Raw genomic sequence first — 23,994 nt, 5'->3', positions numbered from 1 at the left:
AGCGAGGGCGGAGCCGGGGAGCGGGCAAGCCCCCAGTCCGAGGCCATGATTTCAGTGCGTGGCACCCGCCCCGAGCGCTATGTCGCTCTGGTGAAGCACAGCGGCCCACAGGGCTGCGTGGATGCCGCGCACCATGTCCCGCAGTGCCAGGGAGGGTGTGCCTTGCCCGGGCAGCCAGGGCACGTGCACAAATCCGCCCCGGGCGCCCGCAGGGCCAACGCCTTGTGCCTGCAGCATGTGCATCAGTCCGTACAGCACATGGTTGCAGACAAAGGTGCCCGCTGTTTGTGAGACCTCGCAAGGCACGCCAGCCTGCTGTACGGAGCGCAGCATGGCCTTGAGTGGCAGGCTCGCAAAGTAGGCGGCAGGCCCGCCGGGCACCACCAGCGTGTCGATGGGCTGGGCGCCCACGTTGTCGGGAATGCGGGCGTCGTTGATATTGATGCCCACCCGCTCCAGCGACAGCGCGCTGCGCCCTCCTGCCTGGCCCAGGCAGATGGTCAGCGCGGGCCGGTGGGCCGTGGCCAGCGCCCGCAGCTGTTGCAGCGATTCGCCAAAGACGGTGGGCAGTTGCGCCGCCACCACGCGGTGGCCCGCGATGCGCTGCCCGTCCAGCGCCTGTGCCACCAGCCAGCTGGGGTTCAGGCTGTCGCCGCCAAAGGGGTCAAAGCCTGTGATCAGAATCACCTTGTCGCCGATGGGGGCGTAGTGCGAGGCGTCGTGGAGCATGGGGCGGTTCGGGTGGGGCGTGGAAGGGGGGAATCGTGCCAGCGGGCGCCGACAGGCAGGCCATCGTAATCGGCCCCTCCGGTTCCTGCACCGCGCGTAATATGCGCCATGCCCTCCGCACGGTGAGGGCGCTGGAGATACGGCATGAAATGGGAAGGCAATCGCGAGTCGGACAATGTGGAAGACCGGCGCGGTGGCGGCGGCGGCTCGCCGATTTTCGGCGGGCGCAGCATTGGCATCGGCACCATCGTCATCGCACTGGTGGGCGGGTGGGTGCTGGGCATCAATCCGCTGACGATCCTGGGGCTGCTCAGTGGCGGCGGGCCATCTGCGCAGGTGCAGTCGCAGGGGCCTGCCCAGCGCCCCCCGGCCGACGACACCATGGCCCGTTTTGTATCGACCGTTCTGGCAGATACCGAAGACGTGTGGCAGGCCGTGTTCCGCCAGGGTGGCGGCACCTATCAGGAGCCGCGCCTGGTGCTGTTTCGGGGCGCTACGGCCACGGCTTGCGGCACCGGGCAGGCGGCGATGGGCCCGTTCTACTGCCCGGCGGACCAGAAGGTCTACATCGACCTGGGCTTTTATGAAACCCTCAAGAACCGCCTGGGCGCGCCCGGCGATTTTGCCCAGGCCTATGTGATTGCCCACGAGGTAGGCCACCATGTGCAGAACCAGCTGGGCATCAGCGGCAAGGTGGACCAGATGCGTGGCCGCGTGAGCAAGGCGGAGTACAACGCGCTCTCGGTGCGGCTGGAGCTGCAGGCCGACTGTTTTGCCGGGGTGTGGGCACACCATGCGCAGAACGCGCGCCAGATTCTGGAGCAGGGCGATGTGGAAGAGGCCATGAACGCAGCGGCCAAGATTGGTGACGACGCCCTGCAGCGCTCGAGCGGCGGGGCGGTGGTGCCCGAAAGCTTCACCCACGGCACCAGTGCTCAGCGGCAGCGCTGGTTTCACAACGGGCTGCAGAATGGCAGCGTCAAAGCCTGCGATACCTTCGCGGCGCGGAGTCTTTGAAACACCCCCTGAGCCGCTTCGCGGCTTCCCCCCGCTCTCGCAACACTGCGCGTTGCGGGCAGGGGGACGCAGCCGGCGCGGCGGGGCGGCCCTTGCGCGGCTGCCCGGGGATGGGCCGCGCCGGTTTAGTGGTGTGTGGATGACTTACGGCGCCATGGAGAACTGAGATGTCCCCTGCTGAGTCCCTGCAGCCTCTCCGGTCGCCGGGCATCGCCGCCGCGTGGTCGGCGGCGGCGGTCACGGTGCCGCATGCCGTCGGCCTGGGCCTGCTGGCTTTTGCACCCCTGGCGGCCGACCATTCCCTCGCAGCGCTGGCGCTGTGGTCGGCGGCCCTGCCGGGCCTGCTGCTCACGCTGGTGGTGCCACGTGCCGGGGTGGTCTACGCGCCCACTACGGTGGTGGCGCTGCTGTTTGCGGCCGTGCTGGCGACCGCCCATGGTGCAGCCCCTGCGCTGGGCCTGAGTGCGCGCCAGGTGCTGGCCGTGAGCGGGGCCACGGTGGCGCTGGCGTTTGTTTTTCAGTGGCTGCTGGGGGTGCTGCGGCTGGCCTCGGTGGCGCGGTTCCTGCCCGTTTCGGTGACGCATGGTTTTGCGGCCGGGGTGGGGCTGTCGATGGTGGTGGGCCAGGTGCGCAACGGCTTTGGCGCGGGGAGCGACGCCCTGTGGAACGCCCGCACCGGCTGGCACCTGCTGGCGGCGCTCGCCGTGGTGGGGCTGGCCTGGGCGTTGCGCTGGCGCTGGCCCCGCATGCCGGGGCTGCTGTCGGCTGTGGTCCTGGTGGCGCTGGCCGTGGCGGTGGCGGGGGTGTGGGGTGGTGGTCTGGGGGATGTGTTTGCACCCGCCGTGCAGCCCAGCCAGTTTGCCGGCCCGCTGTGGCCCGACTGGACGGGTGTCCCCTGGATGGCGCTGGCGCAACAGCACGGGTCGGACCTGGTGGTGCTGGCGCTGTTGATGGCGCTGGTCAACAGCCTGGAGATACTGGTGTTCAACCAGGAGCTGGAGCTGGACCACGGTCTGCGTGGCAACGCCAATCTGACCCTGCGCCGCGAGAGCCTGTTGGGCGTGTTGTGCGGGCTGGCCGGGATGATTCCTGCATCCACCAGCGCATCGCGCTCGCGCATTGTGCTGGCGCAGGCGGGCCCCTCCCGCGACGCACCGCGCTGGCATGCCGGCATCATGCTGGGCGTGGCAGTGACGGGCGCCTGGTGGCTGCACTGGGTGCCCATGGCCTGCCTGGCGGGGGGGCTGGTGCTGGCCGGGCTCATGCAGGTGCCAGGTCTCATGTGGTCGCTGCGCTACGCGCAGCGCTCGCGGGTGACCTGGGCGCAAAGCTGGCTGGTGGCGCTGGTATTTGCCGTGATGGGCGGCGTGGGCGCGCTGGTTGCGGGCCTGGTGGTGGCCACCTTTGTGTTGCTGCACGACTCCGCCGCCAAGGTGCTGCGCCATGTGCGGCTCGATGGCGAACTGCGCTCGCGCCGGCTGCGGCGCGCGGGCTCGGACACCTGGCTCTCGCCGCGCATGAACCAGGTGGCTGTGTTTGAACTGCAGGGCGTGATGTCGTTCGGCGTGGCGGCCCACTTGGCCGAGCAGGTGCGTTTGCTGCTGCAGCCGCGCCACCGCTGGGTGATTCTGGATGCGGGCCGCGTGCCCGCCTGGGACAGCACGGCACTGGCGCAACTGCGCGCGCTGGTGCGCGACCTGGGCCAGCAGGGCATTGCCGCTGCCGTGGCCGCGCTCGATCCTGTGGCCGCTGAACATGCAGGCGACCAGGTACGCGCCTTTGCCGACCTGGACCGCGCCTTGGAATGGGCCGAGGCCGGCATCCTCTCGCAACGCCCCATTGAGCAACGCCCCGCGCGTCCCGAAAGGGATCTGCTGGGCGAGATCGGCGAGGGCGTGCCCCGGGCGGCGGCCAATGCCCTGATGGCCGTGCTGGAGCCTCTGGCCGTGCCGCCCCACGGGGTGGTGTTCAGCGCGGGAGACACCGACCACGACCTGCTGGTCGTGAAGTCGGGCCACATCACGCTGGTGACCCAGTGGCCGCCCGACAAGGGGCTGCGCTTGGCCACGGTCGGGCCGGGCATGGCGTTTGGCGAGATGGCGTTCCTCAACGGCGCTGCGCGCAGCGCTTGTGCGGGGTCTGAGCGGGGGCCTGCGCACCTGGTGCGCCTGTCGCGGGCGCACTTTGATGCCTGGGCCCGGCAATACCCCGAGGCAGCGCTCACCGTGATGAATAACCTCGCCCAGATCGGGGCGAGGCGTCTGGCGGTGACCACACGCCAATTGCGGGCGGTGTTGGAGTAATTTTGAATAAAAAGTGCCAATAGCGCTTGATGGATAAGCGCTGATAGCTATTAAAAATGTAGCTTATTGCTGTGACTTGCTCAATGAATAAATGCGCTCTGTACCACGCCCCCATGGTGAAAAATCGCTTTTTGGGCCACCGGTGCGACAATAGAGGGCTAAATGACAAGTTCCTTTTCCAATCTATCGCTGGCTGAACCGCTTGCGCGCGCCGTAGCCGAAATGGGCTACGAGTCCATGACGCCCATCCAGGAGCAGGCCATTCCGGTGGTGCTCACAGGGCAAGACGTGATGGGCGCAGCCCAGACCGGCACCGGCAAGACGGCGGCTTTCTCGCTGCCCCTGCTGCAACGCCTGCTCAAGCACGAAAGCAGCTCCACATCCCCGGCCCGCCATCCTGTGCGCGCCCTGGTGCTGTTGCCCACGCGCGAGCTGGCCGACCAGGTGGCCCAGCAGATCGCGCTGTACGCCAAGTACACCAAGCTGCGCAGCACCGTGGTGTTTGGCGGCATGGACATGAAGCCCCAGACCATCGAGCTGAAAAAGGGCGTCGAAGTACTGGTGGCCACACCAGGCCGCCTGCTGGACCACATCGAAGCCAAGAATGCCGTGCTCAACCAGGTCGAGTACGTCGTGCTCGACGAGGCCGACCGCATGCTGGACATCGGTTTCCTGCCCGACCTGCAGCGCATCCTGAGCTACCTGCCCAAGCAGCGCACCACGCTCCTGTTCAGTGCCACGTTCTCGCCCGAGATCAAGCGCCTGGCCAGCAGTTACCTGCAAAACCCCATCACCATCGAGGTGGCCCGCCCGAACGAAACGGCCTCCACCGTGGAGCAGCGCTTCTACAGCGCCAATGACGACGACAAGCGCCGCGCCATCCACCAGGTGCTCAAGACCCGGGGTATCAAGCAGGCGTTCATCTTCGTCAACAGCAAGCTCGGTTGTGCCCGTCTGGCGCGCAGCCTGGAGCGTGAAGGCCTCAAGACCACCGCGCTGCATGGCGACAAGAGCCAGGACGAGCGCCTGAAGGCGCTCGAAGCCTTCAAGAGCGGCGAGGTCGATCTGCTGGTGTGTACCGATGTGGCCGCGCGCGGTCTGGACATCAAGGACGTGCCTGCGGTGTTCAACTTCGACGTGCCATTCAACGCCGAAGACTATGTGCACCGCATCGGCCGCACGGGCCGTGCTGGCGCCTCAGGCCTGGCGGTGACGCTGGTGTCGGGCAGCGATGCCCGCCTGGTGGCCGACATCGAGAAGCTGATCAAGAAGAAGATCGATCTCGAAGCCATCGAATACGAAGAAGACCAGCCCCGCGGCCGCATCAACGACGGCCGCCGTGCCTGGCGCGAAGCCGGTGAGACGGGCGACGGGCGCGATGCGCTGCCGGCCGCCCCCGCTGCGCCACGGCGCGAGCGTGACCAGCGCGTCGGGCGCGAGGGGCGCGAACAACACCGGGGCTTTCGCCCGGCCGTGGCATCGCGCGACCCCTTCTTCGAGAAGCCGTATGAGGCCAGCGCAGCTGCCGACGCAACCCCCGCCTGGGAAGCTGCCAAGTCGGCCCCGCGCAGCAGCGTGTCGGCCAACATCAAGCCCAAGCGCAAGGTGGCAGCACTGTTCAAGGCTGCCCAGCCAGAGACTTCGGTGCAGTGATGAAATACAGGCCTTTTTGGGCCTGTAGCGCTTGATGAATAAGCGCAGGAAGCTATATTTTCAATAGCAATTGAGGCCCCGTCAGTCTGAATGCAAACGGTGGTCGGCCCGGAGGTTCGGGGCCAGCCTGCGCAGCAAGGCCCCATCAATGGCGCCGAAGGGGACCGCCCGCCCCCCACGCTGCTGCACAAACTCCTGTGCAGCCTCCGCATCGGCAAACGCGGGCAGATTGCCCGCCCGCATCGGCCCCCTGGCCGAAGAACCTGTCACATACACCGCCTCGTGCGCGTTCAGCCAACCACCCGAATCGGTATCGGTCACATACCGGGCCACGATGGCGTCGGCCGTGCGGCCCCGCGTGTAGTGGGCCACGTTGCCCAGGTACAGCATGAGGCTGAGCGGTGAGTCAAAAAAATACGCATCCCCGTCCGCAAAAATGACCTGCGCTGCCCACGCCCGTGCGCGGGCCGGGTACATGCCACACACCGGGCAGCGTGCGTCGGCGGGCACCTCGCGGGCGGCGGTCAGGGGCTGGCCCAGCGCAGGGTCGTAGGGCGTGGGCGGCGCCACCACGCACACATCGTCGCCGATGCCCTCCAGGGCGGCGTTGCCGGATGGACGGGGCGGAGTGCGCTGGGGCCATTGCCATGCCACCAGGCCTGCCGAGCCCAGCAGCAGGGCTGCAAGGGCTGTGCGCCGGGTGGTTGCGTGTGGGCGGGGCATCAGCGCAGGCATGGGCGGCTCACATCCGCGTGTCGTGCAGTGCCCCGCCGCTCAGGTCCACCATGGCGGGCGTGATCTCGGCAAAGCGCAACACTTTGCCGCCATATTCAGCAGCAAACTTCTTCGCTTCTGCCTCTTGCGCAAAGCTGCCGATGGTGGGACCCATGGAGCCGTGGCGCTTGCCGCCCACCACATAGATCGCACTTTTGCCGTCGATCCAGTGGCCCTGCGGTGCGTTCCAGTCGGCCTGGCCCATGTCCTGCACATACACGGCCTGCACGGCACGAACCTGCTCACCGGCCAGCAAGGTGCTGAACAGCTCCACCGTGTCGCAAAAGAACGAGGGCTTGTCCTGCCCCGCGAAGCGCACCTGCGCCTTGGGGCCGGGGTAGTCGGCCAGCAGCATGCCGTCGAGTTCGCAGCTGGTGGTGCGGTCGATCTCCACGGGTTGGAGAGATTGCACGCTGTTGTCCGCCTGGCTGCAGCCCGTGAGGCCAGTCAGGCCCGTGAGTGTGCCGAGCGAAGCGAGTGCGGCCCAGCCCAGCAATTGCCGGCGCGTGGTGCAGCCGCACCGGGGTTGGTAAGAATGGTTCATGGTTTGAATCTCCAGCTTGCAAGACCGAGCGGCACCACGATCCAGCCCGCCATCACCGCGCCCATGAGCCATGGCTTGGCCAGGGCAGGGGGCACGATGCTGGTCAGGCCGTACAGGGTGCGCACGTCGTCGAGCGAGAACACGTTGAGGATGCGGAAAACGTCGGCCGGGTTGAGCAGCAGCAGGTAGGCCATGGCTTCGCCGCCCACGCTGCCGCCCGTGGCCACCAGGGCGCCCAGCAGCAGCAGGTCAAACACCAGCACAAAAAAGAACCAGGCGGCAATCGCCAGGCCGGAGGCGCGTGTGCGCTCGTGCGTGAGCACCGATAGCAGCACCGCCATGCTCAAAAAGGCCAGCCCCAGCAGCACCGAGCTGATCATGAAGCCGCCGTAGTGGAACAGGGCCGCCCCGCTGAACTGCCGCACCAGCAGCACGGCCACCAGCCCGAACCCCGCCAGCGTGGAGAGCGTGAGCGCCGCCGCCAGCCCCAGGTACTTGCCCAGCAGCAGCTCCAGCCGCGTGATGGGCAGCGACAGCAGCAGGTCGAGCGAGCCGCGCTCGCGCTCGCCCACGATGGCGTCAAAGCCCAGCAACAGCGCGATCAGCGGGATGAGGTAGATCACCAGGCTGACCAGGCTGGCGATGGTGAACTCGATGGACCGAAAGCCCACGGTGCCCTGCTGCGCGCCGCCAAAGTAGGCGATGGCCAGCGAGAACACGGTGAACACGAGCGCCACGGCCAGCACCCAGCGGTTGCGCATGCGGTCGCGGAACTCTTTGCCCGCGATGGTGAAGATTTGGTGGAATTCCATATCAGTGATCCATAACCCACCCAGCGGGCGGTGTTGCTCCCTCTCGCCTTGTGGGAGAGGGCGGGGGAGAGGGGGCGATACAAGCGTGGCGCGTGCTCAGGCCCCCTCTCCCCAACCCCTCTCCCGCGAGGGGAGAGGGGCTTTTGCTCGGTGGAAGCAGAGGGTGTTTCATTTTTCACGCAGCCCGAAGTACACGTCTTCCAGCGATGGCTCCTGGATCTGCAGGTCCTGCAGCGCGGTGCCCAGTGGTGCCAGCGCACCCAGCACGGCCATCTTGCTGCCGCGTGGGCAGTCCACATGCAGGCCTTCCGGCGTTTCCGCTGCGGTGATGCCGGGCACTGCAGAGAGCAACCCCAGCGCGGCAGGCCGGTCGGCCGCAGCCAGGGTGAGGTGGATGGTCAGCGGCATGTGCGCCTGTTCGCGCAGCGCCTGCACGCTGCCCAGGGCCTGCAGCTTGCCGGAGGCCAGGATGGCCAAGCGGTCCACGCGCTCCTGTAGCTCGGCCAGGATGTGCGAAGTGATGACGATGGTCACGCCACCCGTCTGCAGCTCGCGCAGTGTGGCGTAGAAGTCGCGGATGGCCTGCGGGTCCAGGCCGTTGGTGGGCTCGTCGAGCAGCAGCACGTGGGGCTCGCCCAGCAGGGCCTGTGCAAACCCCAGGCGCTGGCGCATGCCCTTGGAGTATTCGCGCACGGCGCGGTTGCCCGCGTGGGCCAGGCCCACGCGTTCCAGCAGCGCGGGGCATTGCGTGAGGGGCGCACCCTTGAGGCGGGCGAAGAACCGCAGCGTCTCCAGCCCGTTCAGGTTGTCGTAGAGCACCACGTTCTCGGGCAGGTAGCCCAGGTGGCGGCGGGCGGCGCGAAAGTCGCGGCCCTGCACGGTGGCGCCGCCCACCCGGATCTCGCCCGAGGTGGCGGGCGTGAGGCCCAGGATCATCTTGAACAGCGTGCTCTTGCCCGCGCCGTTGTGGCCGATGAGGCCAAAGATCTCGCCGCGCGCAATGCGCAGGTCAATGCCGTCCACGGCGTGCAATGCGCCGTAGTGCTTGTGCGCGCCCCGCACCTCGATGGCGGGGGGCTCGCTCAGGTCAATGGGGGGAGGGTTGCGTGTCATGCTGAAAATTCCGTTGGGGTTGGTTCGGTTGCATGCGGGGCTGGGGGTCCACCACGGTGGGCACGCGCAGCACCGGAAACTGCTGGCCCACTAGGCGCAGTGCCTGCACGGCGGGGCTGGCCAGCAGCAGCTTGATGGTGGGGTGGCGCCAGGTCAGGCGGTCCACCATGTCGTTGGCCTCGTAGGGCACGTCGCCCACGCCGTTGCCGTCGCGGTCCCAGCCCAGGTAGTTGCTCCAGTGGTTGCCGCCTTCGGTGCCCCAGCGCTCGTCGCGGGCGCCCACATAGCGCACCTGCTCGCGGTTGCCGATGAAGTCGTTGCCTTCGACCTTGTTGTTTTTGGAGCCGGCCGACAGGTGCACGCCCACCGTGTTGCGGGTCACCAGGTTGCCGCGCAGGGTGATGTACTCCACGTCGTAGATGAAGAAGCCTCGGGAGTTCTCGGCCACCACGTTGTTCTCGATCACCGAGTCCTGCAGGGTGCGCAGCATGATGCCGTGGTCGCTGTTGCCCCACGCGCGGTTGTTGCGCACCACCTGGTCGCGCACCTCCATCAGTGCCAGGCCGCCACGGTTGAGGTAGGTATCGTTGTCCTCCCACAGGTTGTAGTAGGAGTTCATGTAGTGCGTGCCGTAGCGGCTGTGGTGCATCCGGTTGCCGCGAAACACCGCGTGGTGCGACACGTCCACATACAGCGCGTCGCGCACAAAGCTGATGTGGTTGCCCTCGATGCGTGCGCCCGTGGTGTTGTACAGCTGCACGCCGTTGCCGCGCTGCGACGAGTTCACATCGCGCAGGCCGGTGATGGTGTTGTGCAGCACCTGTACATCGTTGGCCTTCTCGATCCACAGGCCGAACAGGTTGTAGGTGAGGTCGTTGTGGCGCACCACGGCGCGGTGTGCACCGGGGTAGATGTAGATGCCTGCGTTCTGGTCCTTGAGGCTGGTGCCCGAGTCGCGCACGATCAGGCCTTCGATCACCACGTCGGGCGCGGTGACGCGGATGGTGTCGCCCGTCTGGCCGCCGCTGAGCGTGGGGCGGTCGATGCCGCGCAGGGTGAGCTGTTTGTCGATGCGCAGGTTCACGCGGTAAAAGCCCCGCTGCACCTCCACCGTGTCGCCCGGTTTGGCGGCCGTGATGGCAGCTTGCAGGTCTTGCCCGGGGCGCACCTGCACGGTGGCAGCGTGGGCGGGCAGGGCCAGCAGGCACGCAGCCAGCGCCACGAGTGCGGTGAATGCGGTGGCAGCAAGAGGGGACTTCATCACGCCAGTCCCACCAAGGCCTTGATGGCCAGGAAGAGTGCTGCGCCGATCAGCAGGTTCTTGAAGCCCACGTAGCTCAGCATGTCCATCACGCCCGCCCGGCGGTACTGGTCGCGCCACCACGGGCCGTCCTTCACATAGCGCTTGCCCGACAGGCGGATCAGCACCTCGTACACGCTCCAGCCAAACCACCAGCCGATGATGGCGCCCGACGACAACGTGCCCAGGGCGGTCATCACCCAGGCCACGCTGGCAGCCAGGGCGAGCGAGAAGCCCGCGATCTGCAGCGCGCGCCGCGACGCCCAGCCTTCGCGGCTCCAGGGCCACAGATGGTCCACCAGCTCCTTCGCCATCCAGCGCAGGCCGCACGAGCCTGCCTTGGTCTGCGGCAGCACTGGCGCCGTAGGCCAGCGTGGGTCCGGCCCCTTCGCGGCCTTGGCCGAGATCTGGTCCTGCACCGTGGCAGGGTGGATCGGGATGAAATAGCCGTTCTTGCCGACGGGCGTGATTTCCAGACCATCTTTCTCGCGGCGCTTGCGCTCCTTGGCCAGGGGCGGGCAGCCCTTGGTGTCGGTGTACAGAATCATGCAGTCGAGGCAGTGCAGGCATTCGCGGTGGTCGATGCGGCCGTCGGCGTCGATGGCCTGTGCACCGCAGCCCACGGCGCAGGCCTTGCAGCTGTTGCAGTCCTGCTTGCGCTTGAGGCCAAACCAGCGGAACGTGCTGGGCATGGCCAGCGAGGCACCCAGCGGGCAGATGTATTTGCAGTAGGGTCGCTCGATGAAGATCGAAACGCCCAGGATGGCCGCCACAAACAGGCTGTAGGGCCAGGCGCGATTCATTACACCGACCAGGAAGGTCGTCTTGAACGGCTCCACCTCGGCCAGCTTCTCGGCCAGGCCCATGGAGAACATCGACACCGCGAGCAGCCCAAAGAACACCGCGTACTTGACCCACTTGAGCCGGTCGTGCCACTTCTGCGGCAGCTGCGTCTGAAAGCGCTTGAAGCCCACCGCACGCGCGATCTTGTAGATGCCCTCCTGCAGCGAGCCAAACGGGCACATCCAGCCGCAAAACAACCCGCGCCCGAACAGGAACACGGTGACGATGATGAAGATCCAGAACAGGAAGATGAACGGGTCGGACAGGAACAGCGACCAAGTCCACTGGAACAGCAGCGCGTGGAACCAGGTCAGCACCTGCGTGATGGAAGGCTGTGCCATGGCGCCAAAGCCGATCCAGCCGATGCTGAGGGCCCAGAAGCTGTACTTGAAGGCGTTGACCGGCCACTTGTTCTTGTGGGTGGACAGGCGCGTGAGCTTCTCGCGCAGGGCGTACACCACGGTGACGGCAATCAGCAGCGCGGCGAACAGCGCAATCTCTACCGCACGCGACTTCCACACGCGCACCCAGGGGTCGTCGGGCTCGTTGATGGTGGGGCGCCCGCCTTGCAGCATGGCGGCGGGCAGCCAGTAGGGCGTGTCAAAGCTGGTGAAGCTGCGTGTGCCCGTGGCCCGGTCCACGCGGTTGCCCAGAAAGCTCAGCTTCCAAGGATAGGCGGCCGAGAAGGCGGGTGAGCGGATGATGAAGATGACCGATTCGTTGTAGCTGGGTGCGCCTGCGGCCTCGATGCCGTACAGGTTGAGCGCGTCCAGGTCGCGGAAGGTGAACGAATCCGCCCCCTGGCGCACCTGCACGCGGTCGTAGATGCCGCCGCGCACAAAGCCCGAGCCCTTGAACGATTCCTTGCCGCCGGTGCGGACGATGAAGAAGGCGTGCTCGCCCTCCTTGAGCTGCAGGCGCAGGTTGTTCCAGCCGTTCTCGCCCAGCAGGCTCTTGCCAATGTCGGGGTGGTTCAGGTCGCCAAACCACAGCTCGATGAACGGGTCGGGGCCCTTGTCCAGGCCCACCTGTTCGGGCTGCACGCGCAGGCGCTGCACGGTGCCTTGTTGCACCAGCTCGGCCCAGCTCAGGCGCCTGCCGGTTTCGGCATAGCGTGCGGGCTCGCGCACCGTGGGCGCGAGGATGCCCACCTGCCGCGCCACGGCGGAGCCCGAGGCCATCATGACCTGGTTCTGAGCGATGACGGTGACGGTGGCGCCCGAGATGGCGTCGAGACCCAGCACGTTTTCATCAGGGCGCGACTGGCCCACCTCGATCTTGTCGGCCACGGACTTGCCCAGGTACTGGGCGTTGAACTTCAGCAGCGCAGATTCAGGGATGCCCAGCAGCAGGATGGGCTCGGAATGCTTGAGCACCTTCACGCCCACGAAGCGGCCCTGTGTGTCCATGCCGATCAGCGTGACCACGGGCTTGCCCGAGTAGGCAGGGGTGTCGGTGATGTCGGTGGAGAGCATCACGTAGCCCAGCAGCTTCTTTTGCGCGCTGTCGTTGTCGTAAGCCTCTACGTAGGGCGGCTGGCCCTTGCGTTCAGAGAAATGGCTGGCGCCGGGAAACACGTCCTTGCACGGCACCAGCGCGCACATGTCGCGCGCGGTAGAGAGTTCCGCAGGCAGTTCGGCTTCGTAGGCGCCTGCCGCAGCATGCGCGCGCGGCGCCAGCCAAAGTGCTACCAACAAGACCAGAAGAAGCGTGGCGAACAGCCGACGGAGGGAAATCATGGGACTATCTTTTTGATAGCTGCTAGCGCTTATTCATCAAGCGCTAGCGGCCAATATGATGCGAAGTGGAGCGCAGTCGTCGCAACTGGCGCGCCCCAGGCCAGGGATGCAGAGCAAGGGCCGCCCCGCAGCGAGTGCATCGTCCCCCTTCCCGAATCGCGCAGCGATTCGAGAGAAGGGGGAAGGCGCGGCAGCGCCTCAGGGGGATCGCCCCCTCAAGCTTCCACAATCATCCGAGTGCGCATTTCCAGGTGGAGTGCGTGGCAGAAGTGCGTGCAGTAGCACCAGAACACACCGGGCTTGTCGGCCACAAAGCTCACCGACTTGGTCTCCAGCGGGTTCACGATGAAGTTCACGTTGTAGTTCGGGATCGCAAAGCCGTGCGTCAGGTCTTCGATCTTGTCCAGGTTGGTCAGGATCAGCGTGACCTCGTCACCCTTCTTGAGCTTGAACTCGCGCAGGCTGAAGGCCGGTGCTTGCGAAGTCATCTTCACAGTGACCTTCTTGCCGTTGCGGAACACGCCGGATTCCTTGGGGTCCTTGACCGCCAGCGGGAACTCGTCGAGCGTGTAGACCTGCTTGGGGCGCACCAGGTCGCGCTTGAAGATGATGAAGTCATGGGGCTCGCCACGCACGGGGTGGTCGGCCAGCAGCACCATCTTCTCGCCCGAGATGTCGATGAGCTGCTCGTTCTCGGGGTGCAGCGGGCCCACAGGCAGGAAGCGGTCCTTGGAGAACTTGCAACCCACGGCCAGGTACTTGCCGTCGGCGGCCTTGGTCTCGGACTGCGAGGCGTTCAAGTGGCCCGGCTGGTATTGCACATCGAGGCGGTCCACCACGTACTTAGCGGTCTTGTCGCCCGCGTGGAACTTGATGGCGGCCTCCACGTTCCACTTTACGACCTGGCTGTCCAGGAACAGGGTGGTGTAGGCATTGCCACGGCCGTCGAAGGCGGTGTGCAGCGGGCCCAGGCCAAGCTCCACCTCGGCCACGATGGCGGAGTCCAGCTTTTCAAGCTTGCCGTCAAAGTAGTCCAGCACCATGGCCAGCTCGATCACGGTGCCGGTGGGCGACAGCTTGCCGGCGCAGATGAAGTATTTGCCATCGGGGCTGGCGTTCACGCCGTGGGGGTTCTTGGGCACCGAAACGTAGGCAGTGAGTGCTGTCTTGGGGTCCTTGTTGGCTTCATGGGTGCCGTCCACCACGGGCACCTTGCTGGTGCCGATGGTCTTGAACTTGCCAGCCTTCACGGCAGCCTCAATGCGGCCCACGTTGAAGAACAGGCAGGCATCGCGTTCGGCGGACATCATGTCCTCGTACTTGGCACCCATCTCCACGTTGTACTGGTTGGTGGCGGCCAGCTTGCCGTCGTATGACGTGGCGACCAGGTCGCAGTTGCCGTCGATCAGCACTTGCCAGCGCACTTCCATCGTTTCTGCATCGACGCAGCTGAACATCGAACGGTATTTGCCCGAGTCTTCCGTGCCCGTGTTGGGCAGGGGGATGGCGAACTCGCCGCCGCAGAACACGCGCGTGGTGTAGTTGATGGCAGGGTCCACCGGGTCGGCCTTGTCCGGGAAGATGCCGTGAAAGCCCTGCACGTTGGGCAGCTCGGTGATCTTGTCGCACACGAAGTAGTCGAGGCGTATGCGCGCGATGCGGCTGTTGATCTTGTCGTTGATCCAGGCGTAGCGGCCGTCGTAGTTGCCGTCCTTGTACGAGGCATGTGTGTGGTGGGTGTCGGCCACCGTGTACTTCAGGCTGCCATCGGCCTTGGTGCCCATCACAGCTTTGGATTCATTCGTGATGCCCCAGCCCACCAGGGCGTCGGGTACGAAGCAGGGGATGCGGGTGATCTCGCGGCCCGAGGGCAGGCCCAGCACGCGCATGTCGCCCGTGTGGCCGCCGCTCCAGAGGCCGTAGTAGGTGTCCAGCTCGCCGGGCTTGAGGTGCACGTTGGCGCCAGCGGCGGCATGGCTGGCCGCAGGTGCTGCAGGGGCGGGGGCCGCAGGCGTTGCAGCGCTGGGCTTTTCGTTGCATGCGGCGACGCCTGCAGTCAGCCCGACCAGGGCCGCCGTGTTGATGAAGCTGCGTCGGCCCAGGCCAGCAGCGGGAAGGGGACTGTCTTTTCTCTCGGTCATGGTTTTCCTCTTTGGGATCGCTCAGTTGAAAAGGGGTGGTGCGCGGGCAGGGGGGCTGAACGCCACCCCTGTGCGTGGGAAAAGTGGTGTGTGAAAACGGGGCTGGAAGGTGGGGGCTGCGGCAGTGGTTGCCGCTGCGAGATGGGTGGTGGGTGGCGTGTCGGCCCCGAGGCACACAGGGCAATCGAGACCGGTGGCGTCTGCCGCTACCAGGCCCTCAGCGGTCTTCACCACCAGCTTGGCGCTGCCTGTGCCGGAGCAGACCAGCTCCATGCTTCGCGGCACTACCAGCGGTGAAGCCACCGCAGCAGCCAGCGCCATGACAAACCACGCCAGCACCCAAAGGCGCAGTGTTCGCAGGATGTGATGGCTTTGCATGGCACGGATAATAGATTCACGTAATATGAATCAATTTGATCTGGATCATGCTTTGGCGGCGCTCGCCTATGCCCAAAAGTGCCTCTTGCACCTACAGTCAATGCACCGGTCTGAAGCGGTGCCTGTGCAATGCCCGTAGGGGTTTTTCAGGCCGAGTGCTGGACGCATTTCGTCGCGTTTCTCGCGCAGCCACAGGCCCTCTCAGATTTTTCTAACCCCAAGAACAGGATGTATGCGATGCAAAAGAAAACCGTGATGGTCGCCGTAGCGATCTTGGCCACACTGCTGGCCGGTTGTGGCGACAAGAAGTCGGAACCTGCTCCGGTGGCTGCACCCGCTGCGGTGACGGCCCCAGCGCCCTCAGCGGCCCCCGCCGCACCGGCTGCCGCAGAGAACGAACTGGGCAAGAGCGTGTTTGGCAAGACTTGCGCCATGTGCCATGCCGCTGGCGTGGCCGGTGCCCCCAAGCCGGGCGACAAGGGCGACTGGGGCCCGCGCATTGCCCAGGGCAAGGACACGATGTACAAGCACGCGATCGAGGGCTTTACCGGGGCGAAGGGCATGATGCCTGCCAAGGGGGGCTCCGCCAATCTGACCGACGCTGAGGTCAAGGCCGCTGTGGATTACATGGCCGACAAGTCGCTCTGAGCGGAGGCACCATGCAGCAAGCTTCTCTGCCCCCTCAGGGTCTGTCGCGCCGTCGAATGGTGATGGCATTGCCCTTGCTGGGTGGTGCGGTCTGGGGTGGTGGCGCGTCAGCGGGCGCACGGGTGGTGTCTGAACGCAGCTCGCGTCCCCTGATGGGAACGCAGGTGGATATGGCCGTGGAGGGTGTTGATGGCCCGCAGTTGCGCCGCGCCATGGACCGGGCCTATGCAGAGATGCTGAGGCTGGAAGCGCTCATGAGCCGCTACCAACCCCGCAGCGTGGTCAGTCGCATCAATCTGGCTGCAGGCGTGACGCCAGTGATGGTTCCGGCCGAGGTCATGGCGGTACTGCAGAGTGCACAGCGTGTGTCGGCAACAAGCCGTGGGGCCTTTGATGTGACCGTGGGGGCTTTCAAGTCCTGGAACTTCGGCCCTGGCGACAAGGTGGTGCCAGGGGCCAGCGAGATCGCGCGGCAACTGCCCCTGGTGGATGCGCGCGGCCTGGTGCTGGACGTGGCCGCTGGCACGGCCTTCCTGGCCCGCCAGGGCATGGCGCTGGACCTGGGGGGCATCGCCAAGCTACCGATCCTGGAAGCCGGCATGAACATGCTGCGCTCCGAAGGGGTTGAGAACGCCATGATCAACGGTGGTGGCGACGTGCTGACCCACGGGCTGTGGCAAGGCAGGCCCTGGCGTGTGGGGCTGCGCGACCCGCGTTCCCCCGAGCGCCTGCTGGGTGTGGTGGCCGTGGCGGGCGCGGGTGTGGTTGCCTCGTCGGGCGACTATGAACGCTTCTTCTTCCACCAAGGCCAGCGCCAGCACCATGTGCTCAATCCGCGAACAGGGCGCCCGGCATCGGGCGTGCATGGCGTGAGCCTGGTGGCGCGCGACGTGGCGGCCGTCAACGGACTGGGCGCCGCGCTGATGGTGCAGGGCCCGCAGGCCGGCAGGGCACTGGCGCAGCGCATGTCGGGGCTGGCCGTGCTGATCGCCGGGCAGGACGGTGGTGTCTGGCAGTCCACCGCCATGTCGGCGTTGCTGGAGCCAGAGCCGTCCTGAACCTGCTGCGGTTTAGTCAGCCCGGGGCCTGGGCTTGCTCGCAATGCACCTGCAGCAGCTCACGCTCGGCCAGCGTCGCGCCAAAACGCACGGCGCTCAGGCAGCCGCCCCACACGCAGCCCGTGTCCAGTCCGAGCAGATCGCTGCGGTTGAGCCAGCCCAGCGTGGACCAGTGACCGAAGGCCATCAGCGTGCCCGCTGTGCGCCGCCCTGGCACGTCGAACCAGGGCATGAGGCCGGGCGGGGCGGCGCTGGCGCTTTCGGTGCTTTCAAAATCCATCACGCCGTCGGCCGAGCAAAAGCGCAGCCGGGTGAGCGCATTCACGATCACCCGCAGGCGATCCGTGCCGGTCAGATCGTCACTCCAGTGGTCGGGGATGTTGCCGTACATGGCGTGCAGAAAATCGGGCAGGTCAGGGCCGCGCAGTACTGCATGGACTTCGTCCGCGTACGCGAGAGTCTCTGCGGCCGTCCAGGTGGGCAGCACACCGGCATGCACCATCAGCAGCGTTTGCCCCGCATGCGTGTGGGTGCGGGCCAGGGGCTGCTGGCGCACCCAGTCGAGCAGGGCAGCGCGGTCGGGGGCGTCCAGCACCGTGCCCAGCGTGTCGCGCCGCGAGGGCTTGCGCGCACCGTGTGCGGCGGCCAGCAGGTGCAGGTCGTGATTGCCCAGCAGGCATCGGATGGCGTCGCCATGGCGCATGCAGCGGCGCAGCACGGCGGCCGAGTCAGGCCCTCGGTTGACGAGGTCACCCAGCAGGTAGACCGTGTCGCGGCTAGGGGAAAAGCCGATGGTGTCCAGCAGGCGGTCCAGCGCGGCGTCGCAGCCCTGGATGTCGCCGATACAGTAAAGCGCCATGGTGATCTTTATGAGTGAAGCACGGATTTTCTGCTGATCGCGTCGCCGACCTTGCTCAGCATGTGCCGGAGTTGGGCGTTGAGGCCGAGGACGCGCGGTGTCCGCATGGACGGGCGGCGAAATTTCTGCCCGAAACCCTCAATGGGGTGGAGTTGCTGGAGCAGTTACGGGCCCGTTCTGGGCGCATGGTGGTTGTGGGCGATGAATATGGTGTGGCGCAATGCATCATGACCCGCGCCATTTACTGAAAGCCATTCCCGTTGAATTGCAGCCCGGGGGGCCGCGATGCCTGGGCCCCGCAGCGCGATGACGGAGGCTGGCTGTTGGATGGCTGGGGATGTCCTGCATAACCCTCGCGAGGCGGTGGTAGTGCGGATCGGGATGGGACGCAAGGCGTCTTTTCTTGCCAATAGCCCAGCTATTCGCAAGAAAAGCAACGCAGCGAACCGCCCGAGGCCGCGCTATCACAGACCGCAGGGAGTTATGCAGGTCATCCCTGGATACGGGTGTCGGAACTCAAGGCGCGCCTGGATATTCGCAATTTACCGGGTGAGGACCGTGGTTGCTATAACACGCGGGCGGCCCGTTTGAGGGAAGAAACGGGGCATTTGATGGAAGTGGGTGACCGCATTCGGTGCATGGGCTGGGTATTTGAGGTGCTGGCGCTGGAATGCAAGCGTATCGACAACGTATTGCCCCAGCCAGAAGACGGAACCCCGGTCGCCTCCAGCAAGCATCAATACCCCGGTTGTTCAGCCAGACGCAAACCATGCATCAATGGGTGTTGGGGGTTAATGCCAAGAATTTTTAATGAAATTCTGAAAGTGGTTGCACAAAAAAGGCACATTATTCTTATAATTCGCGGGTCTTCACCCTTATCCAAAATCCAGACACCATGACCAGCTACAAAGAACTGTTGAAGCAGCGCGAAGCCCTTGAGCAACAAATCAGTGAAGCCCGGCGCCGGGAACTGTCGGACGCTGTGTCGCAGGTCCGTTCACTGGTGGCCGAATATGGGCTGACTGCCCAGGACGTGTTCCCCACCGGCAAGGCGTCTGGCAAGACAGGCCGCAGTTCTACGGCCGGCACCAAGGTGGCGCCCAAGTACCGCAACCCCGCCACCGGCGAAACCTGGACAGGCCGTGGCAAGGCTCCCAAGTGGATTCAAAACGAAAACCGCGAAAAGTTTGTGATTTAAGGGTCTTTGCCCTGCATTAAAAAAGCCCGCTGATGCGGGCTTTTTTAATGGGCTACTCTTGGCCAGGACAAAAGGTGCTCAGGCGGGTGGCGCCTCGACAACGGTACGCACTGTGCGACGAACAGGAAATGCATGTGCGGTAACTCCGCGCGCAGTGTCTGCGATTTATCGGCAGCGCAATGCGCTTTGTGGAGCCATTTGGTGAATCGGATGGTCATCGTTTTAATTTTGCACTGCGCGCATTGATTGCACCCTCACAGTGCACAGGCATTACGTTCAGCCTTCTGCAACTCCGGGGTTTTCCTGCGCAATCTTGCGCAATACCTGTGCCGTGAAATCGTCCGCCGGAAAGAAGGATTCCACTGCCAGCTCCTGCAAGGTCACATCCACCGGCGTTCCGAATATCGTGGTGGTGCTGATGAGGGAGAGCATTCCATGCACGCTTTCAAAGCAGAACGGCATTACCACGCCCAGCATTTCACCTGCCAGTACCAGGGCATCGGATTCCGGCGGGGCGGGATATTGCAGCAGTTCTGCCTGCAGTGCGATCAGTGCCGGGTCGGCCGTGGCCTGTATCTGCTGGCGCAGGCGTTCAAACAGGTGCGCCCGCCACTGCGCCAGATTGGCGATGCGCGGCGCCAGCCCCTGGGGGTGCAGGCTCAGCCGGAACACGTTGACAGGTGGCGCCAGCAGTTCGGGACTGACGTGGGCAGACAGCAGGGCCAGCGCGGCGCGGTTGGTGGCCACCACGTTCCAGCAGCGGTCGAGGGCAATGGCGGGGCAGGGTTCGTGGCCCTTGAGCACCAGTTCCACCGCCTGGCGCGCCGCGGCCAGCGCAGGGTCGTCCAGCGCGCGTTCGCGGTACATGGGGGCGTAGCCGGCGGCCACCAGCAGGGCGTTGCGCTCACGCAGTGGAATGGCCAGGCGCTCGCACAGGCGCAGCACCATGTCGCGGCTGGGGTTGGTGCGGCCGGTTTCCATGAAGCTCACATGGCGCGTGGAGATGTCCGCCTCGTCGGCCAGCTCCAGCTGGCTCAGGTGCCGCTGCTGGCGCCAGGTGCGCAGGTGGTCGCCAAACGAGGTGGGCCCCGCCGGTGCCACGCGGTGCGGCAAAGGATGGCGTGGAGAGCGGTGAGAGGACGGTGCGGTGGAGGTCATGGCCGCCATCCTAGGCGCTAACCGCACACGGGCCATTACCTGGCAGGTCATCGACGCGGTGCGCCAGGGCGGGAACGATGGAGCCTTCTTTCTTCCTCAACCAAGGAGCTTTCCATGTTCAAGCTGATGTCCTCCCCTCGATTCCTGCGTGCCGTGGTCTGGTTCGATGCCTCCACGGGGGTTCTGCTCGGTGCCCTGCACCTGCTGCTGACAGCGCCCCTGGCCGAGTGGCTGGGCCTGCCGCCCGGGCTGCTGCAGGTGACGGGCGCCATGCTGCTGGGCTATGCCGCCCTGGCCATAGCGATTGCCCGGTCTGAGCCCATGCCGCGTGGCTGGCTGTGGGTGCTGATCGTGGGCAACTTGGCCTGGGCGTTGGCCAGCCTGTTGCTGCTGCTGGGCTCCACGCTCACGCCCACCTTGCTGGGCCAGGCCTATTTGCTGGTGCATGTGGTCTCGGTGGCCATGCTGGCCGAGCTGCAGTGGTTTGGCGTGCGCCGCCTGCCAACCTGGGCTGCGGCGTGATGGAGATGGTTGTTTGCTCCTGAAAATATAGCTGCTTGCGCTTGTCCATCAAGCGCCAGGGGCATTTTTGATGCCGATATCGGGCACGGGTGGCGTGGATCGGGCGACCCGACCACGCCGCACAGGGTTGGGGGCCGCGTTTGCATAGCCCCACGATTGCACCGCCATGCAAGACTGCCAGAATAGGCTTTGTTGCCTTTTACAGGAGTTTGCCATGGCCGTATCACGCAAGTTGTCGACCAAGCCCGCCCGCCACGCGTTTGCCAACACCCTCAAGAGTTTCAAAACAGCGTCTGGCAAAGAAGGCCAGTTCTACTCGCTGCCCGCGCTGGCCAAGCAGTTCCCCCAGATCCAGCGCTTGCCCGTGTCGATCCGCATCGTGCTCGAATCGGTGCTGCGCAATTGCGATGGCCGCAAGGTGACCGCCGAGCATGTGCAACAGCTTGCGCACTGGGCGCCCAATGCCGCGCGTACGGACGAGATTCCATTTGTCGTCTCCCGCGTGGTGCTGCAGGACTTCACCGGCGTGCCGCTCTTGGCCGACTTGGCCGCCATGCGCAGCGTGGCCGTGAAACTGGGCAAGAACCCCAAGAAGATCGAGCCGCTGGTGCCCGTGGACCTGGTGGTGGACCACTCCATCATGGTCGACCACTACGGCAAGAAGAATTCGCTCGACCTGAACATGAAGCTCGAATTCCAGCGCAACCGCGAGCGCTACGAATTCATGAAGTGGGGCATGCAGGCCTTTGACACGTTTGGCGTGGTGCCGCCGGGCTTTGGCATCGTGCACCAGGTCAACCTCGAATACCTGGCGCGTGGCGTGCACAAGCGCAAGGACAACGTCTACTACCCCGACACCCTCGTGGGCACCGACAGCCACACCACCATGATCAACGGCATTGGCGTGGTGGGCTGGGGCGTGGGCGGCATTGAGGCCGAGGCCGCCATGCTGGGCCAGCCGGTGTACTTCCTCACGCCCGACGTCGTGGGCTTTGAGATGACGGGCCAGCTGCGCGAGGGCGTGACCGCCACCGACCTGGTGCTCACGGTGACCGAACTGCTGCGCCAGCACAAGGTGGTGGGCAAGTTCGTGGAGTTTTTTGGCGAAGGCACGCGCACCTTGGCGTTGCCCGATCGGGCCACCATCGGCAACATGGCGCCCGAATACGGCGCGACCATGGGGTTCTTCCCGGTGGACGAAAAGACCATCGACTATTTCAAGGGCACGGGCCGCACCAAGGCCGAGATCGAAGCGTTTGAGGCCTACTTCAAGGCCCAGGGCCTGTTCGGCGTGCCGCTGGCGGGCGAGGTGGACTATTCGCAGGTGGTGAAGCTCGACCTTGGCAGCGTCACCCCCAGCCTGGCTGGCCCCAAGCGCCCGCAAGACCGCATCGAGCTGGGCAAGGTCTGCAGCCAGTTTGCCGACCTGTTCAGCAAGCCCAATGCACAAAATGGTTTCAACCGCCCCGCCGAGCTGCTGCACACGCGCCACCATGTCCGGGCCAGTGATGCTCCTGTCGATGTGGGCGCTCCGGCAGAGGTGCCAGCACCATCGGGTGCACCGCGATTCATCGTGGAGATGGAGCAGAACAAGCCCACGCTGGCGGCCGCGCATGCCGAAGTCCCCGCCCAGCAAGCCAGCCGCACGGGTGACGTGACCGTGGGCAATGGCGACGTGCTGATTGCCGCCATCACCAGCTGTACCAACACCAGCAACCCAAGCGTGCTGCTGGCCGCAGGCCTCTTGGCCAAGAAGGCAGTGGAGGCGGGGCTCAAGGTCAAGCCGCACATCAAGACCTCGCTCGCCCCTGGCTCGCGCATCGTCACCGAATACCTCACGCAGACCGGCTTGCTCCCTTACCTGGAAAAGCTGGGCTTTGCGCTGGCGGGTTATGGCTGCACCACCTGTATCGGCAATGCGGGCGACCTCACGCCCGAGCTGAACGAGGCCATCACCAGCAACGACCTGGTGTGTGCCGCGGTGCTGTCGGGCAACCGCAACTTCGAGGCGCGCATCCATCCCAACCTCAAGGCCAACTTCCTGGCCAGTCCGCCGCTGGTGGTGGCCTATGCCATCGCCGGCACGGTGCTCAAGGACCTGATGACCGAGCCGGTGGGCAAGGGCAAGGGTGGCAAGGACATCTACCTGGGCGACATCTGGCCCAGCAGCGAAGAGGTGCACGCCCTGCTCAAGTTCGCCATGAACGGCAAGGCCTTCCGCGAGAACTACGCCAAGGTGGCCACCGACCCTGGCAAGCTGTGGGAAAAGATCAAGGGCGTGAGCGGCACCGCCTACACCTGGCCCGCCAGCACCTACATTGCAGAGCCTCCGTTTTTTGCACAGTTCGCTCTTGAAAAAGGAGCTGCTAACGCAGATCCATCAAGCGCTGGAGGCCAAAATGATGCCAAACTTCCATCGGTGATCGGTGCCCGCATCATGGCGCTGTTTGGCGACTCCATCACCACTGACCACATCTCGCCCGCAGGCTCCATCAAGGAAAGCTCACCCGCTGGCCAGTGGCTGCGGCAGCATGGCGTCCAAAAGGCCGACTTCAACAGCTACGGCGCGCGCCGGGGCAACCACGACGTGATGGTGCGCGGCACCTTTGCCAACGTGCGCATCAAGAACCTGATGATCCCGCCCACAGCCGACGGCTCGCGCGAAGAGGGGGGGGGTGACCGTGTTCCAGAACGAAGGCGCGCTGCAGGGCGAGAAGATGTTCATCTTCGATGCCGCCATGCAGTACATGGCGCAAAAGACGCCCACGGTGATCTTTGCGGGCGAGGAATACGGCACCGGCTCCAGCCGCGACTGGGCCGCCAAGGGCACGCAGCTGCTCGGCATCAAGGCCGTGGTGGCGCGCAGCTTTGAGCGCATCCACCGCTCCAACCTGGTGGGCATGGGGGTGCTGCCGCTGCAGTTCAAGGCGGGCGAATCGTGGGAGACGCTGGGCCTTACGGGCAATGAGCTGATCGATGTGGTGCCCGACCCGGCGCTCACGCCACAAAGCGACGCGCAACTGGTCATCCGCCGCGCGGACGGCTCGCGCCAGGAAGTCACCGTCACGCTGCGCATCGACACGCCCATCGAGGTGGACTACTACCAGGCCGGCGGCATCCTGCCGTTTGTGCTGCGCCAGTTGTTGCAGGGGTGACACTGCCCTGTCGGCGGTGCAGGGCACCGGCATCGTCGGCAACGGGGCTT

20 protein-coding genes and 1 pseudogene are annotated in these 23,994 nt (G+C 65.5%); 10 read left to right on the top strand and 11 right to left on the bottom strand.

Features of this window, described 5'->3' with window-relative positions:
- Positions 1-51: 51 nt before the first annotated feature.
- Positions 52-729 (bottom strand): pyroglutamyl-peptidase I, encoded by a 678-nt coding sequence (gene pcp / locus ACQ4MJ_RS14790; RefSeq protein WP_431152159.1) that lies wholly within the window; start codon positions 727-729, stop codon positions 52-54.
- Between the two features lie 144 nt (positions 730-873).
- Here pcp and ypfJ point away from each other — a divergent pair, with 144 nt between their 5' ends.
- The 3 genes from ypfJ (at position 874) to ACQ4MJ_RS14775 (ending at position 5,702) form a co-directional block, all read left to right on the top strand.
- Positions 874-1,746 carry a KPN_02809 family neutral zinc metallopeptidase gene (gene ypfJ, locus ACQ4MJ_RS14785; RefSeq protein ID WP_431152160.1) on the top strand — a complete coding sequence of 291 codons (873 nt, stop codon included), beginning with the start codon at positions 874-876 and terminating at the stop codon, positions 1,744-1,746.
- Between the two features lie 167 nt (positions 1,747-1,913).
- Positions 1,914-4,049, top strand: coding sequence for a SulP family inorganic anion transporter (locus ACQ4MJ_RS14780; protein WP_121422588.1), 2,136 nt, complete (start codon positions 1,914-1,916; stop codon positions 4,047-4,049).
- 162 nt (positions 4,050-4,211) lie between these two features.
- A complete protein-coding gene (locus ACQ4MJ_RS14775; RefSeq protein ID WP_121422589.1) occupies positions 4,212-5,702 on the top strand; it encodes a DEAD/DEAH box helicase in 1,491 nt (496 codons plus the stop codon).
- Between the two features lie 81 nt (positions 5,703-5,783).
- Here the strand turns inward: ACQ4MJ_RS14775 and ACQ4MJ_RS14770 are convergent, their stop codons facing one another.
- The 8 genes from ACQ4MJ_RS14770 to ACQ4MJ_RS14735 form a co-directional block, all read right to left on the bottom strand.
- The gene (locus tag ACQ4MJ_RS14770; protein ID WP_431173648.1) at positions 5,784-6,425 is read right to left on the bottom strand and encodes a nitrous oxide reductase accessory protein NosL; all 642 of its coding nucleotides are present in this window, start codon (positions 6,423-6,425) and stop codon (positions 5,784-5,786) included.
- 19 nt (positions 6,426-6,444) lie between these two features.
- A complete protein-coding gene (locus tag ACQ4MJ_RS14765; RefSeq protein WP_431152163.1) occupies positions 6,445-7,020 on the bottom strand; it encodes a nitrous oxide reductase accessory protein NosL in 576 nt (191 codons plus the stop codon).
- Positions 7,017-7,832 (bottom strand): ABC transporter permease, encoded by an 816-nt coding sequence (locus ACQ4MJ_RS14760; RefSeq protein WP_431152165.1) that lies wholly within the window; start codon positions 7,830-7,832, stop codon positions 7,017-7,019. The genes ACQ4MJ_RS14765 and ACQ4MJ_RS14760 overlap by 4 nt, the downstream gene beginning before the upstream one ends.
- Before the next feature lie 168 nt (positions 7,833-8,000).
- On the bottom strand, positions 8,001-8,945 hold the full coding sequence (locus ACQ4MJ_RS14755) for an ABC transporter ATP-binding protein (protein WP_431152167.1): 945 nt from the start codon (positions 8,943-8,945) through the stop codon (positions 8,001-8,003).
- Positions 8,920-10,206 carry a nitrous oxide reductase family maturation protein NosD gene (locus ACQ4MJ_RS14750; protein WP_431152169.1) on the bottom strand — a complete coding sequence of 429 codons (1,287 nt, stop codon included), beginning with the start codon at positions 10,204-10,206 and terminating at the stop codon, positions 8,920-8,922. The genes ACQ4MJ_RS14755 and ACQ4MJ_RS14750 overlap by 26 nt, the downstream gene beginning before the upstream one ends.
- Positions 10,206-12,827 (bottom strand): 4Fe-4S binding protein, encoded by a 2,622-nt coding sequence (locus ACQ4MJ_RS14745; protein ID WP_431152170.1) that lies wholly within the window; start codon positions 12,825-12,827, stop codon positions 10,206-10,208. The genes ACQ4MJ_RS14750 and ACQ4MJ_RS14745 overlap by 1 nt, the downstream gene beginning before the upstream one ends.
- A 215-nt stretch (positions 12,828-13,042) precedes the next feature.
- Positions 13,043-14,968, bottom strand: coding sequence for a TAT-dependent nitrous-oxide reductase (gene nosZ, locus ACQ4MJ_RS14740; RefSeq protein WP_431152171.1), 1,926 nt, complete (start codon positions 14,966-14,968; stop codon positions 13,043-13,045).
- A 21-nt stretch (positions 14,969-14,989) separates the two neighbouring features.
- On the bottom strand, positions 14,990-15,346 hold the full coding sequence (locus ACQ4MJ_RS14735; RefSeq protein WP_431152172.1) for a DUF2946 family protein: 357 nt from the start codon (positions 15,344-15,346) through the stop codon (positions 14,990-14,992).
- A gap of 237 nt (positions 15,347-15,583) precedes the next feature.
- Here ACQ4MJ_RS14735 and ACQ4MJ_RS14730 point away from each other — a divergent pair, with 237 nt between their 5' ends.
- Both ACQ4MJ_RS14730 and ACQ4MJ_RS14725 read left to right on the top strand, forming a co-directional pair.
- Entirely contained in the window at positions 15,584-15,994 is a 411-nt protein-coding gene (locus ACQ4MJ_RS14730) for a c-type cytochrome (RefSeq protein ID WP_431152173.1), read from the top strand.
- A gap of 11 nt (positions 15,995-16,005) precedes the next feature.
- Positions 16,006-17,052 (top strand): FAD:protein FMN transferase, encoded by a 1,047-nt coding sequence (locus tag ACQ4MJ_RS14725; protein ID WP_431152174.1) that lies wholly within the window; start codon positions 16,006-16,008, stop codon positions 17,050-17,052.
- A gap of 16 nt (positions 17,053-17,068) precedes the next feature.
- Here ACQ4MJ_RS14725 and ACQ4MJ_RS14720 read toward each other — a convergent pair whose 3' ends face one another.
- The gene (locus ACQ4MJ_RS14720) at positions 17,069-17,911 is read right to left on the bottom strand and encodes a symmetrical bis(5'-nucleosyl)-tetraphosphatase (RefSeq protein WP_228898456.1); all 843 of its coding nucleotides are present in this window, start codon (positions 17,909-17,911) and stop codon (positions 17,069-17,071) included.
- A gap of 14 nt (positions 17,912-17,925) precedes the next feature.
- Here ACQ4MJ_RS14720 and ACQ4MJ_RS14715 point away from each other — a divergent pair, with 14 nt between their 5' ends.
- The 3 genes from ACQ4MJ_RS14715 to ACQ4MJ_RS14705 all read left to right on the top strand — a co-directional run bounded on the left by ACQ4MJ_RS14715 (position 17,926) and on the right by ACQ4MJ_RS14705 (position 19,109).
- Positions 17,926-18,159, top strand: coding sequence for a hypothetical protein (locus tag ACQ4MJ_RS14715; RefSeq protein WP_055393523.1), 234 nt, complete (start codon positions 17,926-17,928; stop codon positions 18,157-18,159).
- A gap of 258 nt (positions 18,160-18,417) precedes the next feature.
- A complete protein-coding gene (locus ACQ4MJ_RS14710; protein WP_431152175.1) occupies positions 18,418-18,810 on the top strand; it encodes a hypothetical protein in 393 nt (130 codons plus the stop codon).
- Positions 18,807-19,109 (top strand): H-NS histone family protein, encoded by a 303-nt coding sequence (locus ACQ4MJ_RS14705; RefSeq protein ID WP_055393525.1) that lies wholly within the window; start codon positions 18,807-18,809, stop codon positions 19,107-19,109. Before ACQ4MJ_RS14710 ends, ACQ4MJ_RS14705 begins: the two co-directional genes overlap by 4 nt.
- Positions 19,110-19,385: 276 nt before the next feature.
- Here the strand turns inward: ACQ4MJ_RS14705 and ACQ4MJ_RS14700 are convergent, their stop codons facing one another.
- Positions 19,386-20,267, bottom strand: coding sequence for a helix-turn-helix domain-containing protein (locus ACQ4MJ_RS14700; RefSeq protein ID WP_121508796.1), 882 nt, complete (start codon positions 20,265-20,267; stop codon positions 19,386-19,388).
- A gap of 114 nt (positions 20,268-20,381) precedes the next feature.
- Between ACQ4MJ_RS14700 and ACQ4MJ_RS14695 the strand changes: the two genes are divergently transcribed.
- On the top strand, positions 20,382-20,789 hold the full coding sequence (locus ACQ4MJ_RS14695) for a hypothetical protein (RefSeq protein WP_121422602.1): 408 nt from the start codon (positions 20,382-20,384) through the stop codon (positions 20,787-20,789).
- Positions 20,790-21,003: 214 nt separating this feature from the next.
- Positions 21,004-23,944, top strand: a pseudogene (locus tag ACQ4MJ_RS14690) (aconitate hydratase).
- The last annotated feature ends 50 nt before the right edge of the window (positions 23,945-23,994 follow it).

Source organism: Acidovorax facilis, from assembly GCF_050626955.1.
Classification (GTDB): domain Bacteria; phylum Pseudomonadota; class Gammaproteobacteria; order Burkholderiales; family Burkholderiaceae_C; genus Acidovorax; species Acidovorax facilis.
This window is presented reverse-complemented; position numbering and strand designations above follow the sequence as displayed.

Excerpts from the sequence above, each read along its gene's own strand:
- pcp (WP_431152159.1), bottom strand. The coding sequence starts at position 729 with ATGCTCCACGACGCCTCGCACTACGCCCCCATCGGCGACAAGGTGATT.
- ypfJ (WP_431152160.1), top strand. The coding sequence starts at position 874 with ATGAAATGGGAAGGCAATCGCGAGTCGGACAATGTGGAAGACCGGCGC.
- ACQ4MJ_RS14780 (WP_121422588.1), top strand. The coding sequence starts at position 1,914 with ATGTCCCCTGCTGAGTCCCTGCAGCCTCTCCGGTCGCCGGGCATCGCC.
- ACQ4MJ_RS14775 (WP_121422589.1), top strand. The coding sequence starts at position 4,212 with ATGACAAGTTCCTTTTCCAATCTATCGCTGGCTGAACCGCTTGCGCGC.
- ACQ4MJ_RS14770 (WP_431173648.1), bottom strand. The coding sequence starts at position 6,425 with ATGCCCCGCCCACACGCAACCACCCGGCGCACAGCCCTTGCAGCCCTG.
- ACQ4MJ_RS14765 (WP_431152163.1), bottom strand. The coding sequence starts at position 7,020 with ATGAACCATTCTTACCAACCCCGGTGCGGCTGCACCACGCGCCGGCAA.
- ACQ4MJ_RS14760 (WP_431152165.1), bottom strand. The coding sequence starts at position 7,832 with ATGGAATTCCACCAAATCTTCACCATCGCGGGCAAAGAGTTCCGCGAC.
- ACQ4MJ_RS14755 (WP_431152167.1), bottom strand. The coding sequence starts at position 8,945 with ATGACACGCAACCCTCCCCCCATTGACCTGAGCGAGCCCCCCGCCATC.
- ACQ4MJ_RS14750 (WP_431152169.1), bottom strand. The coding sequence starts at position 10,206 with ATGAAGTCCCCTCTTGCTGCCACCGCATTCACCGCACTCGTGGCGCTG.
- ACQ4MJ_RS14745 (WP_431152170.1), bottom strand. The coding sequence starts at position 12,827 with ATGATTTCCCTCCGTCGGCTGTTCGCCACGCTTCTTCTGGTCTTGTTG.
- nosZ (WP_431152171.1), bottom strand. The coding sequence starts at position 14,968 with ATGACCGAGAGAAAAGACAGTCCCCTTCCCGCTGCTGGCCTGGGCCGA.
- ACQ4MJ_RS14735 (WP_431152172.1), bottom strand. The coding sequence starts at position 15,346 with ATGCAAAGCCATCACATCCTGCGAACACTGCGCCTTTGGGTGCTGGCG.
- ACQ4MJ_RS14730 (WP_431152173.1), top strand. The coding sequence starts at position 15,584 with ATGCAAAAGAAAACCGTGATGGTCGCCGTAGCGATCTTGGCCACACTG.
- ACQ4MJ_RS14725 (WP_431152174.1), top strand. The coding sequence starts at position 16,006 with ATGCAGCAAGCTTCTCTGCCCCCTCAGGGTCTGTCGCGCCGTCGAATG.
- ACQ4MJ_RS14720 (WP_228898456.1), bottom strand. The coding sequence starts at position 17,911 with ATGGCGCTTTACTGTATCGGCGACATCCAGGGCTGCGACGCCGCGCTG.
- ACQ4MJ_RS14705 (WP_055393525.1), top strand. The coding sequence starts at position 18,807 with ATGACCAGCTACAAAGAACTGTTGAAGCAGCGCGAAGCCCTTGAGCAA.
- ACQ4MJ_RS14700 (WP_121508796.1), bottom strand. The coding sequence starts at position 20,267 with ATGACCTCCACCGCACCGTCCTCTCACCGCTCTCCACGCCATCCTTTG.
- ACQ4MJ_RS14695 (WP_121422602.1), top strand. The coding sequence starts at position 20,382 with ATGTTCAAGCTGATGTCCTCCCCTCGATTCCTGCGTGCCGTGGTCTGG.